The organism is Aeromonas sp. 600276 (assembly GCF_049175815.1).
Lineage (GTDB): Bacteria > Pseudomonadota > Gammaproteobacteria > Enterobacterales > Aeromonadaceae > Aeromonas > Aeromonas dhakensis.
Genome location: NZ_JAAKVU010000020.1, coordinates 23490 through 39375, shown reverse-complemented (window position 1 = coordinate 39375; position 15886 = coordinate 23490). Strand labels below are relative to the sequence as shown.

Here is a 15886-nt window from a genome sequence, read left to right as displayed (position 1 = left end):
GTCTGGTGTTTGAAAGGTTGGCCGCCTGGATTGCAGGCCCCTTGTTCAGGCGGCGCCTTGGACCAGGTATGGCTCAGGCGGGGTAGAGGGCACCCAGTATCGCAAGGCGGCTGGCACCGGCGTATGGGAGGGCAGGTTGCCCTCCTTGTTCAGGCAGAGCCTTGGACTAGTCCTGGCTCAGGCGGGATAGAGGGCACCTAGCACGGCGGGGCGGCTGGCGCCGGTGACGGCGGGCAGGTTGCCGGGTTGGCGGTGGATAAAGCGCTGTGCCAGCCAGGCAAACGCCGCGCCCTCCATCCAGTCGGGGGCAATCCCCAGCTCGGCCGTGTTGGCGATGCGCCAGCCGGGCAGCAGGCTGGCCAGCTCCGCCAGCAGCGGGGCGTTATGAGCGCCGCCGCCACAGACATACAGCTCGGGTTGGCTCTGTGCATCAGCCAGTGCGGGCAACTGACGGGCGACGCTGTGGCAAGTAAGCGCCTGCAGGGTGCGCTGTACATCCGCCGGGGCATGGGGGTGGCCGGCCAGCTCGCCATCGAGCCAGTCGAGGGTAAACATCTCCCGCCCTGTGCTCTTGGGGTGGGGGGCGGCGAAGTAGGGGTGGGCCAGCAGCCGCTCCAGCAGTGCAGGGATAAGCTGGCCGCTGGCCGCCCACTGGCCGCCGGCATCGTAGCCGACCCCCTGGGGGTGATGGCGGCGATACCAGCCGTCGAGCAGGGTGTTGGCCGGGCCGGTATCAAAGCCATAGACGCCGTCGGCCTGGCCCGGCAGCACAGAGATATTGGCGATGCCGCCGAGGTTGAGCACCACCCGCAGGGCGCCGGGGCGGGCAAAGAAGGCCTGATGGAAGGCGGGCACCAGTGGCGCCCCCTGGCCGCCGAGGGCCATGTCCATGGTGCGAAAATCGGCCACCACGTCGATACCGGTCAGCGCCGCCAGCAGGGCCGCGTTGCCGATCTGCAGGGTAAAGCCGAGCTGGGGACGGTGGCGGATGGTCTGGCCGTGGCTGCCGATGGCACGAATATCCCTGGGAGTCAGCCCCGCCTTGGCCAGCAGGGCGTGGGTGGCGGCGGCAAATTCGCGGGCGACCAGGTTGTCGGCCACCCCCATGCGATCGATCTCGTTGCCCCCCGGGGTGCAGAGTTGGTGCAGCTCGTGAGCGGTGGGCCAGGGGTGGCTGAGGGCCGCTTCGACCCGCAGTTGATCCCCCTCGATCACGACCAGCACGGCGTCGATGCCGTCCATGCTGGTACCGGACATCAAGCCTATATAGCGTTCAGTCATGGGGCTTCCTTACTTGCAGGTCGGGAAAAAGTACGTGAGAGAGGGAGCGGCCTCAATCCCATGCCGTATTCTGGTACCGGAAATCAAGCCGATATAACGCTCGCTCATGACTGCTCCTTGTGGCTCTCTGGCATGGTGGCTCAGTTGCCGCCGTTGGCCCGCTTGTTCTGGGCCAGCTGCAGTTCGGGGCTGTCCAGCTTGGCCAGCTGGGGCATGGCCTGTGCCTTGAAGCTGGCCAGCGCCCGCCCGCTGAGAGACTCCGCCTGCGGCAGGTTGAGGGTGCGCGGGTTCTTGTGCACGCCGCCCACCACGAATTCATAGTGCAGGTGCGGCCCGGTGACCCGGCCGGTGCCGCCGAGCAGGCCGATGGTCTGGCCCTGCTTCACCCGCTGCCCCTTGTTGACGGTGCGCTTGGAGAGGTGCAGGTACTTGGTCACGTAGTTGCCGGCGTGCTTGATGAAGACGTAGTTGCCGTTGAACTGGTTGTAGCCGGCGGCCACCACGCTGCCGCCACCGGCCGCCATGATGGGGGTGCCCACCGGCGCCACGTAGTCGATGCCGTTGTGGGGGCGTACCTTGCCGGTGACCGGGTGCAGACGGCGCGGATTGAAGTTGGAGCTGATGTATTTGAAGTTGACCGGCGCACGCAGGAAGCTCTTGCGCATCGCCTTGCCATCCGGGGTGTAGTAGTTGCCATCCTCGTTCAGCACGGCGCGGTAGATGGCGCCCTGGTTGACGAACTCGGCGGCCAGGATGTCGCCGGAGGCGACCCGCTCGTCATCCTGGAATTTCTCCTCGTAGACCACCCGGAAGCTGTCCCCCGGTTGCAGGTCCTGGGCAAAGTCGATGTCCCAGCCGAAGATGGCGGCCAAGTCCATGATCTGATCTTCGGTCATGCCGGCATCGACGGCGGCGCCCCAGAAGCTGGAGCGGATCTCGCCCTTGGCCACCTGTTCGCGGGTGTCGAGCTCGAGCTTGACCGCCCTGGCGACAAACCCTTCATCCTTGCGGATCACCTTGAGCGCCTGCTCCAGGCTGTGGGGGTAGTAGAGGCTGTGCAGCTCGCCACCCTTGGTGAGCCTGAAGGTGAGCTCCTGGCCTGGCTTGAGCAGGCGCAGGGTGTCGGTGCCGTTCAGCTGATCGATGAGGTGCAGATCCGTGGTGCTCAGGCCAAGGCGCTGGAAGATGACCCCCATGTTGTCGCCGCTGCGCACCTTCACCAGCTTGGTGATGTAGCTCGGTTTGGGCGGGGCGACGGGCTTGGCTTCGGCCAGCAGCGCCTCCTCGTCGACCTGCTGCTCGATGGCCAGCTCGTTGCCGTTGTCATCGACCCGGGTGGCGACCGCCTGTTCGCTGGGCCAGGCCGCCAGCATCATCACCATGATGCTCAGGATCAGCACCATCTTGCGGTGCCAGTGGGGGAGAGAGTTGAAGGCGTGCCAAATGACCATGAGAAGCAGACGAAGTTGAGCCGGGAAGAATGTCGGAGTTTACCGCCTTTCCAATTGGCCCGCCATTCCAGTAATATGTCTGGCCCTGTGGAATCGTGATTGGAGAGTCAAAAAATGTCCCAGCTCGAGGTGGCGCTAGCCGAGATCAAGCGCGGAGCGGAAGAAATTCTGGTGGAAGAAGAACTGGTCGCCAAGTTGAAGGAAGGGCGCCCGCTGCGCATCAAGTTGGGGATGGACCCGACGGCTCCCGACATTCATCTGGGTCATACCGTGATCCTCAACAAGCTGAAGACCTTCCAGGATCTGGGCCATGAAGTGATCCTGCTGATCGGTGACTTCACCGCCATGGTGGGTGACCCCTCCGGCAAGAACGCCACCCGTCCGCCGCTCTCCGAAGAGGCCATCAAGCACAACGCCCTCACCTATGCCGAGCAGGCGTTCAAGATCCTCGACCCGGCCAAGACTCGCATCGAGTACAACTCCAGCTGGCTGAGCGAGCTGGGCGCGACCGGCATGATCAAGCTGGCGGCCAAGCAGACCGTGGCTCGCATGATGGAGCGCGACGATTTCAAGAAGCGCTACAGCAACGGCCAGTCCATCGCCATTCACGAATTCCTCTATCCGCTGCTGCAAGGCTATGACTCGGTCGCGCTGAAGGCGGACGTCGAGCTCGGCGGTACCGATCAGAAGTTCAACCTGCTGATGGGCCGCGAGCTGCAAAAAGATGCCGGCATGGCGACCCAGTGCGTGCTGATGATGCCGCTGCTGGTAGGCCTGGATGGCGTCAAGAAGATGTCCAAGTCCGCTGCCAACTACATCGGCGTGCACGACGCTCCGGGCGAGATGTTCGGCAAGATCATGTCCATCACCGACGATCTGATGTGGAACTACTACGAGCTGCTCTCCTTCCGTCCGTTGGCTGAAATTGAAGAGTTCAAGGCGGGCATCGCCGCCGGTACCCTCAACCCGCGTGACGTGAAGATCTGGCTGGCCAAAGAGATCATCGCCCGTTATCACGACGAAGCGGCGGCTGAAGCGGCCCACGAAGACTTCACCCAGCGCTTCTCCAAGAACGCCATTCCGGACGAAATGCCGGAAGTCGAGCTGGCACTGGAAGGCGAAGGGCTGGCCATTGCCAACCTGCTCAAAGACGCCGATCTGGTGGCCACCACCTCCGAAGCGCTGCGGATGATCAAGCAGGGCGCGGTGAAGGTTGACGGCGAGAAGCTGGAAGATGGCAAGGCACTCATCGGTGCCGGCACCGCCGTCTACCAGGTCGGCAAGCGCAAGTTTGCCCGGGTGACCGTCAAGTAAGTCGCCACCTTTGGCGCCGCCATAAAAAAGGCCTCCCTTGCGGAGGCCTTTTTGTTGGCTCATGCCTGCAAAGAGGGATCAGCCCTCTGTTTTCAGGAAGTTGCGGTAGAGCATGTAGAGGTGGGCCGAGCTCCAGCTGAAGTTGCTGGCCCCCTGCATGGCGCCGGTCTCCGGGTTGTAGTTCTCGCGGATGGGGCCGCTGCCCGCCAGCCCCTCGGCGTTGGCAAACAGCTTGTTGACGAGCTGTTGGGCATCGCTGCGATAGCCGTAGTTCTCCAGCCCCTTCACCCCGAAGTAGAACTGATCCAGCCAGACCCGGCCGCGCCAGTAGATGTCGGGGTCATAGGCCGGGTTGGTCAGCGCCGCCGTGCCGAGCGGCACCCTGGTGTTGAACTCCTGGGCATTGAGCATCACCTCGCGCACCCGCGCCGCCTTCTCCTGGTCCGCCACCTCGGCCCAGAGCGGACTCCACCCTTCCGGGCCGCGGCCGCGGGCGGTCAACAGCTTGCCGACGCAGCCGTTGGCGTCCGGCAGATCCCCCTGGGCTATCTGGCGGTCGTAATAGAAGCCGGAGGCCTCATCGAACAGGCAGCTGTTGATATAGCCGGCCAGCTGGGTCGCCCCTTCGCGATAGCGGCTCGCCTCGTCCGGCTTGCCGAGCAGCTCGGCCATGTCGGCCAGGATGCGCTTCTCCTTGGCGAGGAAGGCGTTGAGCTCCACCGACTCCTGATCGATGGAGAAGCCGATGAGGCTGCCATCGTCCTGATGGTTTTCGAAGAAGAAGACGTTCCAGTCCTGGCGCGCCTTGGCCATGTCGCCGCCATAGGTCTTGTCGGCATAGCGCTTGAGCTGATCCGGCTCGATAAAGCCGAAGCGGGCGGCGTTGTCCATGCCGGACTCCCAGCCGGCGCCGTGCTGGGCGCCGATATCCATGTCGGCGTAGCCGCCAACGCTCAATACCTGCTGATAGAGCGCCATGCCGGCGCAGCCATACCAGCCATCTCCCTCATCGGTGCAGCTCGACAGATCCAGCCCGGCCGGTACCCCCGTCGGGTACTGCACCTTGAAGGTGATGTTGCCGAACTCGTCGTTGTGCTCGACGTGGCGGGTGGCGCCATATTCGATGATGCCGTTGCGGTTGTTGTCCCGCGCCCGATACCACCAGTCGTGATAGGCCTGGATCTTCGGATACATCTCGGCGATGAAGGCTTTGTCCTGGGTGGCGCTGTAGATCTCCCAGATGGCCCAGGCGGAGAGGGGCGGCTTGGTGTCGCGCTCGTTCCAGTTGCCGCCGTCGCCACCGCGATCGGCGAGCTTGTTGTAGAAGACGGCGTCGATCACCATGCCGGCATCCTGCGGCCGGACCGGGTCATCGGCCTGAATCTGGTAGTCATACATGGCGCGCACGTTGTTCTTGGCTACTTCCGGGTTGAAATGGGCCATGGCGTAGGCGTGCTTCCAGCTGTCCCAGGCCCAAACCCCGTCGAACCAGCGGGCGGTGTTGGAGGGGGTCACCCCGTCGTGCAGGATGGCGCCGGCTGGGGAACGCCAGTTGCCGTTGAGGGTCTCCATCGCCTTGACCGCGATGCGTCGCTCCGATTCCGGGATCCCCTGATTGGAGAGGCCGCGCGCCAGGTAATCCTCCCAGCGGCGGATGGAGTCGTCGAAATGGCTGGCGGGGTCGGCCAGCAGCGCCTGGCGGCTCTGCTCGAAGCGACCCGCCTCATCGCTGGAGTGCACATAGCTCTGCAGGGTGTAGATGTCCTGCTGGCCCTTGGCGGCCAGGGTGAGGCTGGCCTCGCTCACGTAGCCGAGCCCCTGCTCATCGAGGGTGGTGCGGCTGGGCAGGGTGCGATCGATGCGGTAGCTGGCGCTGCCGCTTTGCATGATGTTCCAGGTGCTGCGCAGTTTGCCGAACTGGAATGCCACGCCGCGCTCGGTCTGGCTGATGGAGCGGGTCCAGGCGGGGTACTGCTCGGCGACCGTCTTGTTGGCATCCCACTGGTTGAGCAGCTCCCCCTGCCAGTTGAGCTTGAGGGTGAGGGGGGCGTCAGTGTGGTTGATGAGGCGGGTGCGAACCAGCGCAGTGCGGGCATCGCCGTAGCGCAGCTCCAGCTCCAGAGTGAAGGGTTCAAATTCGAAGCGTTGCACCAGCGCCCCCGGGATGGCGTACAGCGCCTGCTTGCTGGCGCTGGTGAGCGGGAAGGCGCGGCCGTTCTCGTCGCTCAGGGTCAGCTTGTCCAATTCGCTTGCGAAGAACAGGCTGTACTCCTCGGCGATGACCATGGGGCCGGTAAAACCACCCCATTCGCTGTCGCTGGCGGGCAGCAGGAAGCCGTGCCAGGCGCCGAGATCGAGCAGCGGGTTGTATTTGAGGTTGGAGTAGCTGTCAAAGTCACGGAACTGGAGCGGGGTGCCGCTGCGGTCGATCACGTTCTGATACTGGTTCGCCAGGGTGGCGCTGGGGGCGGCCGGGCTGCTGGAGTCATTGCCGTTGCAGGCTGTGAGGCCGAACAGGGCGATGCTCAGGGTAACGGATAGTAAACTTTTACGAAACATCTCTCGCTCCAATGACAGTTTTTGTAGGTTAAGGAAGGTGTTTTTTAGTGCTTGTTTTAGTGAAATCGTTTGCTAGAGCCATTATAGGGCGATTTTGAGGGGATTATTGGCGCTGTGTCACAGTGCCGGAGGGGCAGGTGTGAGCCGGATCACCCGGTTACACGAGGTTACATAGCTTGATGTTTTAGTAACTATTTACTTATCTGGCGGCAGCCAGCGAGAGAGAGGAGGGGCAGGTGCGCAGGTATTGATAGGGGGTCAGGCCGAACTCCTGCTTGAAGCGGGCGGCGAAGCGGCTGGGGGAGTCGTAGCCACAGGCGAGGGCCGTCTCCAGCGGTGCCAGCCCCTGCTGCAACAGGGTGAGGGCGTGGCTCATGCGCACCTGGGTCAGCAGCTGGCGAAAGCTGCGCCCCTCGGCGGCCAGCTTGCGCGCCATGGAGGCGCGGCTCATGGCGAAGTGCGGTGCCACCCCCTCCAGGGTGTGGTCGGCGCCCGGCTCCACCCCGAGGTAGCGGGCCAGCCGCTCGCCGAGGGTCATGGTATGGGCGGGAAACAGCAGGTCGAGCCCGCCGGCGGCCTGCAGCTCGGCATAAAAGCCCTGCAGCAGCTGGGCCTGGGTGGCCTCATTGAGCCGCCGATCCGCCATGGAGCAAACCAGCTCGAAACAGAAAGCCAGCGCCGGACTGACCGTCAGGCGCGGCTCCCTTAGCGGGCCGGTATGGGCGGCGCCGAGCCAGTCGATGGGGGGCGGGGTCAGCAGGGTCAGCGCGCGGGAGCGAAACTTGCCCTGCTCCGGCTGGTTGACGAAGGTGAGCTGGTGACCGGCCGGGATCAGCAGCCAGCTCGCCTGATCGAATGCCAGGCGCTTCTCCTGCCACCACAACTGCTTGTGACCCTGCTCCACCCAGATGATGGTGGGGGCGTAGATGAGCACCCGGTGCAGCGGCTGCTGGCGGATCCCGAGATAGTGGTGCAGTTGCAGCAGAGGCGTGCTCATCCGGCGGACTCCTAGGGGGTGACGAAGGTGGCGGTCAGGGTGGCCTTGCCAAGGGCCATGCTGTTGAGCATGTAGCCTACCATGGCGGGCGGGGTGTCTGCCTTCACCTCCAGGGCCTGGGGCAGAGCCCAGGCGGTGAACTGGTAGCGGTGCATGCCGTGGCCGGCGGGCGGGCAGGGGCCGCCGTAACCCTGGTTGCCGAAGTCTGTTTTCAGCTCCAGCCCCTGCTTGAGCTTGCCCGAGGCGTTGCTCGGCAGCTCGTTCTGACTGGCCGGCAGGTTCACCACCAGCCAGTGCCACCAGCCGCTGCCGGTGGGGGCATCTGGATCATAGGCGGTGATGGCGACGCTCTTGGTGCCGGCGGGCAGGCCTTGCCAGCTGAGCTGGGGCGAGCGGTTGTCGCCGCTGCAGCCAAAGCCGTTGAAGCTGAAGGCCTTGTCCATCAGCTGGCCTTCGTGGATGTCGCTGCTCTTCAGGGTCATGGCACTGGCGGGCAGGGCTGCCAGGCACAGCAGGGAGAGCAGGGTGGTACGCTTGGCAATCTTCATGGTGAGGCTCCTCGGTGGATGATGGGATCAGTCTAGCGAAGAGGGGGAGAAGGTAAGTAACTCAACCGCTTAAAGTGGTCGTTTTTCCGCCATTATATGAGTTGTTGTGTTGATTGCTGGTGAGCGCTGCGAAAGCGCGGTGGTGCGTCCGGGCATAAAAAAACCGGCATCCTGGATGCCGGTTTTTTACTGTGCTGACAGCTGATCGCGCGACTTAGCGCAGGATCATCTCGTCACGGCCCGGGCCGACGGAGACCATCGGCACCGGTACGCCCAGCAGCTCTTCGATGCGCAGTACGTACTGCTGAGCCGCCTTGGGCAGCTCGGCGAAGGTACGGCAGCCGGTGATGTCTTCGCTCCAGCTTTCCATCACTTCGTAAACCGGCTTCAGACCGGCAGTTTGCGGCCAGATCGGGTTCTCGGTGTGGGCACCTTCGTAGGCGACGCAGATCTTCAGATCCGGCAGACCGGTCAGGCAGTCCAGCTTGGTCAGCGCTACTTCGTTGGCAGCCTGCAGCTCGACACCGTTCTTGGTGGCGACGGCATCGAAGTAGCCGACGTCGCGGGGACGGCCGGTGGTGGCGCCGAACTCGTTGGCGATCTTGCGGAACTCGTCCTGGTTCTCCATGGCGGTCAGCAGGGTGCCGGTACCGACGGAGGTGCTGAACGCCTTGGCGACGGCGATGACGCGCTCGGGACGCAGACCCGGCAGGCCACCACCGATGCCGGCATAGGCGCCGGAAACGTGGGAGGAGGTCACCCAGGGGTATTCGCCGTAGATCAGGTCACGGCCGGCGCCCAGCTGGGCTTCGAACAACAGGGTCTTGCCTTCGGCCTGCAGCGCTTTGAGCGGCATGCTGACGTTGCAGACGGAGTCGATCCAGGGTGCGGACACTTCCAGCAGCCAGTCAGCCATCTCCTGGGCGGTCTGGTTGAATTCGAAGGTCGGGTAGAGCGCTTTGAGCTGCGGCAGTTTCCAGTCGAGGAAGAATTGAATACGCTCGACCAGTACTTCCGGCTGCTTCAGCCAGCCCACCAGGATCGCTTTCTTCATGACGCGATCGCCGTAGGCAGGGGCGATGCCCTGACGGGTGGAACCGTAGGCGCCATCGCCCAAGCGCTGTTCTTCCAGGGTATCTTCCATGGCGTGCAGCGGCAGGCAGAGGGTGGCGCGATCAGAGATGGCCAGCTTGGGAGTGACGCCGGAGGCTTTCACTTCGTCCAGCTCGACGGTCAGTTTCTCGGGGCTGATCACCATGCCCGGGCCCAGCACGACCAGGCAATCCGGGTTGAACACACCGCTCGGAACCTGGTGCAGCTTGAAGGTGCCAAGGTCGTTGACGACGGTATGGCCGGCGTTGTTGCCGCCCTGGAAGCGAATGCTGGCGCCTGCTTGGCCTGCCAGATAATCCACGATGCGGCCTTTGCCTTCATCACCCCAGTTGGCACCTACGACTACGATAGACGACATGACTCTTTCTCCTAAGACGTTAGGCGATCATCCTAGGAGGCTCAGGAGGATTAGAAAAATTAATTATCTTTATAATTCCGATAAGAGAGTCATATAATTGCGGTGAATTTATCGGCAAACTGCCCCCTGGTCGCGCCGCCTCGCCGTTGTCGAGCAGGGGGGCCGCTGCCGGGCGGCACAGGAGGACCCTCATGCTGGACATCCACTGGCTGCACACCTTCGTCACCCTGGCCCGGCTGCAGCACTTCGGCCAGACCGCCACCGAACTGCACATGACCCAGCCCAATGTGAGCCTGCACCTCAAAAATCTGGAGCAGGCCACCCGGGTCAAACTCATCGAGCGCAGCCCGTTTCGGCTGACCCAGGCCGGCGAGCGGCTGCTGCAAAGCGCCGAGCGCGCCATCGCCGAGCTGCAGCTCTGCCAGTCCGATCTCAACGCCCTCAACCAGCTGAGCCAGGGGACGCTGGCCATCGCCGCCAGCGACATCATCTCGCGCCTGCTGCTCATTCAGCCCTTTCAGCGCTTCAAGCAGGAGTTCCCCGGCATCGACCTCACCCTGTTCAACACCACCTCGGATCAGGCGGCTGAGCTGGTCAAGGCGGGCAAGGCGGATCTGGGTTTCGTGATGGCGCAAAAGCGCAGCGAGCCGCTGTTCTACACCGAGTTGCAGCAGGTGACCTGGTGCGCGCTGGGCCACGGTCTCGCCCGCTGGCAGGCGCGGGCGAAGGCGGGGGAGAGCGATGCCCTCGACGAGCCGACCCTGATCCTGCTGGGGCACGACACCCGTACCCGGGCGCTCATCGACCCCTCTTTGCCGCTGCTCGGTCTGCCCAGCTGTCGCATCATGGAAGTAGGCAGCGTGGACGCCCAGCTCGACTGGGCCGAGGCGGGTTTCGGGGTGGCCATAGTGCCGGACTTTTCCATTCACCCGCGGCTCAAGCTGACCGCCCCGGTGACCCGGCTCACCGACTTTCCCGGCACCAGCTTAGGGTATGTGGTGCGCCAGAATCAGGTGCTGTCGCGCGCCATCAAGCAACTGTTGCACTGGGTGGAGCAGGAGATCCAGTGCCCGGCACCGTTGCCGGACGCCGGGGCTTGAGCCTACCCAATATCGAAACAAAAAGAGGCCACCCTTGGGTGGCCTCTGTCGTTGTGGCGGTTTGGCGGCCTTACTGGGCAGGCGTGCCCTCTGCGGTTGGTGAGGCGCCGCTTGCTGCGGCCGGTGCTGTCGGTGCCGGTTCGGTGGGGGCCGGCGAGGCGGGCTGTGCCCCGCTCACCACGGCAGAGGGGCTTGGCGCGGCCGTGCCGGTCAGCGTGCCGCCCTGTTCCACGGCGGCCCCTTCGAGCACGTTACTCGCGCCCGGCTCGGTGGCCGCGGCTGCCGAGGGGGTCGGCAGCAGGGCGCCAGGGGTCTGCCCGGAGGAGGTGGCGGGCGTGCCTTCCGGGGAGGGGGCGCCCGTCTCGCCGGCAGCTTGCTTCGCGTCCTCACCGGCGGGGTGCGCCACTTCGGTGGGCTGCGCCGCTGAGGTTGCCAGGGCCTCCGAGGTCGCCGGAGCCGGGCCCAGGGTCTCGGGCAGCAGGGGGGGCGGAGCATCCGCCATGCCGGCGTGACGCGGCACTTCCGCCTCACCCAGCATCCCCTCCAGGGTGAGCTGGGTCAGTGCCGGATGGAGGCGGGTGAACTGCTTGAGCCGGCCGCTCAACACGTCGCGCACGGTGCGCACCTCGCTATCCGGCAGGCTGGCCAGCGCCACCAGCTCGGCGGTGACGGCGAAGGTGTTGATCCCGCTGGTCTGGCCCGGATAGAGGTTGGCGCCGATGCGGCCGCGTTGATAGTAGGGGTGCTGCTTGAGCAGCTTGTCTATCTGTTCCCCTTCGATGGGGATGAGGCGCGCCTTGCAGCGGCCGGTGAGATCGCCGATGGCTTGATTGGGGTGGCCCGCCACCACGAAGGCGGCGTCCAGGGTACCGTCACAGAGCCCCTCCAGCCGGTTGTTGGCCGCGGCGGGGATGAGGGGGGCAAAGCTCTTGGCCTGCCAGCTCATGGCGTCGAGCAGCGCCAGGCTGGTGACCCGTTCCCCGGAGCCTGGGTTGCCGAGATCGACCCGCTTGCCTTCGATGTCGACCAGGGTGTTGATGTTGCTGGTGGCGCTGGCAAGCAGGGTCAGCGACTCCTGATGGAGGCGGTATAGGCTGCGCAGCTGATCGGCGGGGGGCTGGCTCTGGAAGGGGCCCGTGCCGTGAGCGGCGTGATGCAGCACGTCCGACTGCACCAGCGCCAGCTGGATGTTGCCCTGCGCCAGCGCCTTCAGGTTGGCGAGGGAACCCGAGGTACTCTGCACCGAGCAGTGCAGGCCGTGGCTGCCGCTCTCTTCATTGAGCAGCCGGCAGATGGCGCCGCCGGTCGGGTAGTAGACGCCGTTCAGCGGCCCCGTGCCGATGGTGAGATAGGTGGCGGCCTGCAGGGGCAGGGCCAGGGTCGCTGCCAGCCAGGGCAGGGCTCGGCGCAGCCGGATGGGCAGAAGATGCAAGACGCGTTGGAACATAGTGAACCGGATCATTGGCTGATAAAAAGGATGGGTCAGCCCCATCCCGGTTGGCATCGGGCCGTTGCCCGCAAGAGGGCGGCCGGTGCCGTGTTGGGTGGCCCCTGGCGCCCCGGGATGGCCGGGGTGGGGCGTCGCCAAAATATACCCTATTGCGTGCGGATTCGGATCGGGTCGGACAGATTATATTGCGGGGTCGGCCGGCGCCGCCCCGCAGGGGCTCAGCGGCGAGCCAGGATGGCCTTCTCCATGCGGGCCAATGCCTCGACGAGGCGGGCCCGGGTGCAGCCGAAGTTGAGCCGCACGAACTGGCCGTCACCAAACTGGGCACCGGGGGAGAGCCCCACCCCGGCCTGCTCGAAGAAGGCGATGGGATCGTCCAGCCCCAACGCGCTCACGTCGATCCAGGCGAGGTAGGTGGCCTGATGGCGCGCCAGCTTGATGCCGGGCCAGCGGGCGACCGCCTGCTCGATCAGCGCCAGGTTGGCGGCCAGGTAGTCGAGCTGTTCGCTGAGCCACTGTTCGCCCCCTTCATAGGCCGCCTCGGCGGCCACGAAGCCCAGCAGGTTGACGTCGGCACTGATGCCGCGCATCGCCTGCTGCAGCTTGAGGCGCAGACGGGCATTGGGCACCACTGCGAAGGCGCAGCAGAGCCCGGCGATGTTGAAGGTCTTGCTCGGGGCCATCATCACCGCCGAACGCTCGGCCGCCGCCGGGCTGATGGCGCCGTAGGGGATGTGGCGGGCGTCCTTGTCCAGCAACAGGTCGCAGTGAATTTCATCGGAGCAGATCACCAGGTTGTGGCGCTCGGCGATGGCGTCGATGGCCAGCAGCTCCTCGCGGGTGAAGACGGTGCCGCCCGGGTTTTGCGGGTTGCACAGCAGCAGCAGATCCGCCGCCGGCGCCTGGCGCTCCAGCTCCTCGATATCCAGTACCCAGCGACCGGCCTCTTCCACCATGGGCACGGTGAGCAGCGGCCGGTCGTTGAAGCCCGGTGCCTGCAGGAAGGGGTAGTAGACCGGCTTGGGGGTGATGATGCCACGCCCGTGCTGGCTCCAGGCCTTGCAGGCCAGGTTGAGACCGGGCACCACGCCGGGCAGGAAGACGAGCCACTCGGGCTGGATGGTCCAGCCATAGCGGCTGGCCAGCCGCGTGATGATGAGTTCGATCAGCCGGGGAGAGGGGCGCGAGTAGCCGAAGATGCCGTGGGCGACCCGCGCCGTGAGGGCCTCGACGACGGCAGGGGGCGAGACGAAGTCGGTGTCGGCGACCCACATGGGCAGCACGTCCTGTCCCTTGTACTTGTCCCATTTCAGGCTCATGGTGCCGCTGCGATCTATTTCCCGGTCAAAATCAAACATGTGAAATCCTTATGCTGGCCAGTGGGCTTTCACTGTACGGGGTCGGCGACGGGGTCGCAAGCCTTGAGGTGGCTCTTGATAATGACATAAAATAAGCGGCGCCATTTCATGCACTTGCCGAATTTTGGCCAGTTTTCTTCCCTCCAATCAGTGGTAATTCTATGCGCTTGTTGACTGCTGCCCGCAACAGGACGGATCCCGTCTCTCTCTCTTTTCTGGCCGTGACCTTCATGACCGGGGTGGCGGTGGCACTGCAGGTGCCCACCCTGAGCCTGTTCCTGGCCGAGGAGGTGCAGGTGCGCCCCTTCCTGGTGGGGCTCTTCTATACCGTCAACGCGGTGATCGGCATCCTCATCAGCCAGTGGCTCGGCCACCGCTCCGACAACAAGGGGGATCGCAAGCGACTGATCCTGCGCTGCTGCTTCGCCGGCGTGGTGCTTTCCCTGCTGTTTGCCTGGAACCGGCAATACTGGCTGCTGGTGAGCCTGGGGGTGTTGCTGGCGAGCCTGGCCGCCACCGCCAGCCCCCAGCTGTTCGCGCTGGCGCGGGAATATGCCGACAGCCGCAACAAGCGGGCCGACATGTTCAGCTCGGTGCTGCGGGCCCAGTTCTCGCTGGCCTGGGTGATAGGGCCCCCCATCGCCTTCGCGCTGGCCATCGGCTACGGCTTCGAGGTGATGTACCTCGCCTCCGCGCTGGCTTATCTGCTCTGCGCCTTCGTGGTGTGGCGCTGGCTGCCCTCGTTGCCGCTGCCGGTGATGGACAGCGAGGTGGAGCGGGTCAGCAGCTGGCGGGATCCGTCGGTGCGCGCGCTCTTTATCGCCTCCACCCTGATGTGGACCTGCAACAGCATGTACCTCATCAACATGCCGCTCTACATCACCCGCGAGCTGGGGCTGGAGGAGAAGCTGGCCGGGGTGCTGATGGGCACGGCGGCGGCTCTCGAGATCCCCTTCATGCTGCTGGCGGGTCACTATACCCAGCGTTTTGGCAAGCGCCCCATGATGCTGCTGGCGGTGTTGGCCGGGGTCGGCTTCTACGTGGGGCTGGTGACCCTGTCGAGCCAGCATGCCCTCATTGCGCTGCAACTGCTCAACGCCATCTTCATCGGCATCGTCGCCGGCATCGGCATGTCCTACTTCCAGGATCTGATGCCGGGTCGCGCCGGGGTGGCGACTACCCTGTTCGCCAACAGCATCCGCACCGGCTCCATCATGGCAGGGGCGATAGCGGGGACTGTGGCGGAGATCTGGAGCTTCCACGGGGTCTTCATGGTGGCGATGGGACTGGCGCTGCTGGCACTGGCCGCCTGCTGGCGGGTGCCGAACGTCTGAAGCCAAAGGGGAGGGCGGGTCTGCCCCGCCTCACTGCCTGATGGCGGCGGGGGAGCGGGCTAGCGGTCGCTGTCGTCCTGATATTCGTTGCGCAGGCAGCGCAGCAGCAGCTCGGTGGCCGGGCCCAGGGCGTCGGCCGACGGCGTCAGCAGATAGGTATAGAGGTGGCGCTCGTTGCCACCTGCCAGATCCAGCGCCACCAGCTCGCCGCTCGCCAGCGCCTCCTGCACCAGGTGGCGGGGCAGCCAGGCATAGCCGAGGCCGAGCCTGAGCATGGCGATCACCTCGTGGTAGTGGGTCGCCTTCCAGCCGGTGTCGTCCGCATCGTTCCAGTCCACCGAGCGGTGAATGGGGGGGTGCAGGCTGATCTGGTTGTGGCCGGCCAGCGCCTCGGCGGCGATGGCGCCGCCCTGAGTGGCGAGCGGGTGATCGGCCGCGCAGAGCGGCAGCAGACACACCTCGTCCAGCGGCAGACCGGTGCGATCATGGGGCAGGTGCTCCGAGAGCATCAGATCCCCCACCTGCAGGGCGTTGAAGTGGCAGTGGATTCGCTCGTGCAGATTGACCCGGCAGCCCCGGCTGCGGGGGTAGAAGTGGGCCAGCGCCCGATAGAGCCGCTCGCGCGGCTGCATCACCGATACATAGAGGTTGATCTGCGGCTCCCACTGCCGCTCCAGGTTGTTGGCCAGGTTCTCCAGCTCTTCCACCTGCTGGCTGAGCTGACGGGCACGCTTGAGGAAGATCTCCCCCGCTGGCGTCAGCACCGCCTTGCGCCCTCTCACCTCCAGCAGGGCCACCCCCAGACTCTGCTGCAGCTTGGCTACCGCATGATTGAGGGAGGACTGGCTCTTGTTCAGCGCCTCGGCGGCCTGGGCGTAGCCGCCACAATCCACCACGGCCTGAAAGATCCGCCATTGCTCAAACGTGCTCTTGGGACGAAACATATCTCAACCTGATAAGGGACTGGATGGAACGGGCCTTGCCATATTCGCAACAGGGTGCCGACGGCACCCTATTGAATTT

At 64.9% G+C, this 15886-nt stretch carries 12 protein-coding genes; 3 read left to right on the top strand and 9 right to left on the bottom strand.

All coding sequences use genetic code 11. The annotated features are described in order from the left end of the window. Window positions 1-177: 177 nt before the first annotated feature. Both G5134_RS17825 and G5134_RS17820 read right to left on the bottom strand, forming a co-directional pair. Window positions 178-1281 carry an anhydro-N-acetylmuramic acid kinase gene (locus tag G5134_RS17825; RefSeq protein WP_065016862.1) on the bottom strand — a complete coding sequence of 368 codons (1104 nt, stop codon included), beginning with the start codon at window positions 1279-1281 and terminating at the stop codon, window positions 178-180. A 140-nt stretch (window positions 1282-1421) separates the two neighbouring features. Continuing rightward, the gene (locus tag G5134_RS17820; protein ID WP_065016863.1) at window positions 1422-2732 is read right to left on the bottom strand and encodes a peptidoglycan DD-metalloendopeptidase family protein; all 1311 of its coding nucleotides are present in this window, start codon (window positions 2730-2732) and stop codon (window positions 1422-1424) included. Window positions 2733-2846: 114 nt separating this feature from the next. On the opposite strand from G5134_RS17820, the gene tyrS reads away from it, so the two are divergent. Beyond that, a complete protein-coding gene (gene tyrS / locus G5134_RS17815; protein WP_065016864.1) occupies window positions 2847-4046 on the top strand; it encodes a tyrosine--tRNA ligase in 1200 nt (399 codons plus the stop codon). Between the two features lie 78 nt (window positions 4047-4124). Here tyrS and ygjK read toward each other — a convergent pair whose 3' ends face one another. The 4 genes from ygjK to G5134_RS17795 all read right to left on the bottom strand — a co-directional run bounded on the left by ygjK (window position 4125) and on the right by G5134_RS17795 (window position 9621). Beyond that, window positions 4125-6605 carry an alpha-glucosidase gene (ygjK, locus tag G5134_RS17810; RefSeq protein ID WP_421232103.1) on the bottom strand — a complete coding sequence of 827 codons (2481 nt, stop codon included), beginning with the start codon at window positions 6603-6605 and terminating at the stop codon, window positions 4125-4127. Window positions 6606-6804: 199 nt separating this feature from the next. Then, a complete protein-coding gene (locus G5134_RS17805; RefSeq protein ID WP_421232102.1) occupies window positions 6805-7602 on the bottom strand; it encodes a helix-turn-helix transcriptional regulator in 798 nt (265 codons plus the stop codon). Between the two features lie 11 nt (window positions 7603-7613). Beyond that, the gene (locus G5134_RS17800) at window positions 7614-8150 is read right to left on the bottom strand and encodes a YbhB/YbcL family Raf kinase inhibitor-like protein (protein WP_216973219.1); all 537 of its coding nucleotides are present in this window, start codon (window positions 8148-8150) and stop codon (window positions 7614-7616) included. A 214-nt stretch (window positions 8151-8364) separates the two neighbouring features. Further along, a complete protein-coding gene (locus tag G5134_RS17795; protein ID WP_005303296.1) occupies window positions 8365-9621 on the bottom strand; it encodes an adenylosuccinate synthetase in 1257 nt (418 codons plus the stop codon). A gap of 191 nt (window positions 9622-9812) precedes the next feature. Between G5134_RS17795 and G5134_RS17790 the strand changes: the two genes are divergently transcribed. Continuing rightward, window positions 9813-10721, top strand: coding sequence for a LysR family transcriptional regulator (locus tag G5134_RS17790; RefSeq protein WP_421232101.1), 909 nt, complete (start codon window positions 9813-9815; stop codon window positions 10719-10721). Window positions 10722-10791: 70 nt separating this feature from the next. On the opposite strand, the gene G5134_RS17785 is transcribed toward G5134_RS17790, so the two are convergent. After that, window positions 10792-12168, bottom strand: coding sequence for a TAXI family TRAP transporter solute-binding subunit (locus G5134_RS17785; protein WP_421232100.1), 1377 nt, complete (start codon window positions 12166-12168; stop codon window positions 10792-10794). Window positions 12169-12389: 221 nt separating this feature from the next. Further along, window positions 12390-13529, bottom strand: coding sequence for a MalY/PatB family protein (locus tag G5134_RS17780; RefSeq protein ID WP_010633253.1), 1140 nt, complete (start codon window positions 13527-13529; stop codon window positions 12390-12392). Window positions 13530-13690: 161 nt separating this feature from the next. Between G5134_RS17780 and G5134_RS17775 the strand changes: the two genes are divergently transcribed. After that, on the top strand, window positions 13691-14863 hold the full coding sequence (locus G5134_RS17775) for an MFS transporter (protein ID WP_010633254.1): 1173 nt from the start codon (window positions 13691-13693) through the stop codon (window positions 14861-14863). A 59-nt stretch (window positions 14864-14922) separates the two neighbouring features. Here G5134_RS17775 and G5134_RS17770 read toward each other — a convergent pair whose 3' ends face one another. Continuing rightward, the gene (locus G5134_RS17770) at window positions 14923-15807 is read right to left on the bottom strand and encodes a LysR family transcriptional regulator (protein WP_336289259.1); all 885 of its coding nucleotides are present in this window, start codon (window positions 15805-15807) and stop codon (window positions 14923-14925) included. Window positions 15808-15886: the final 79 nt, after the last annotated feature.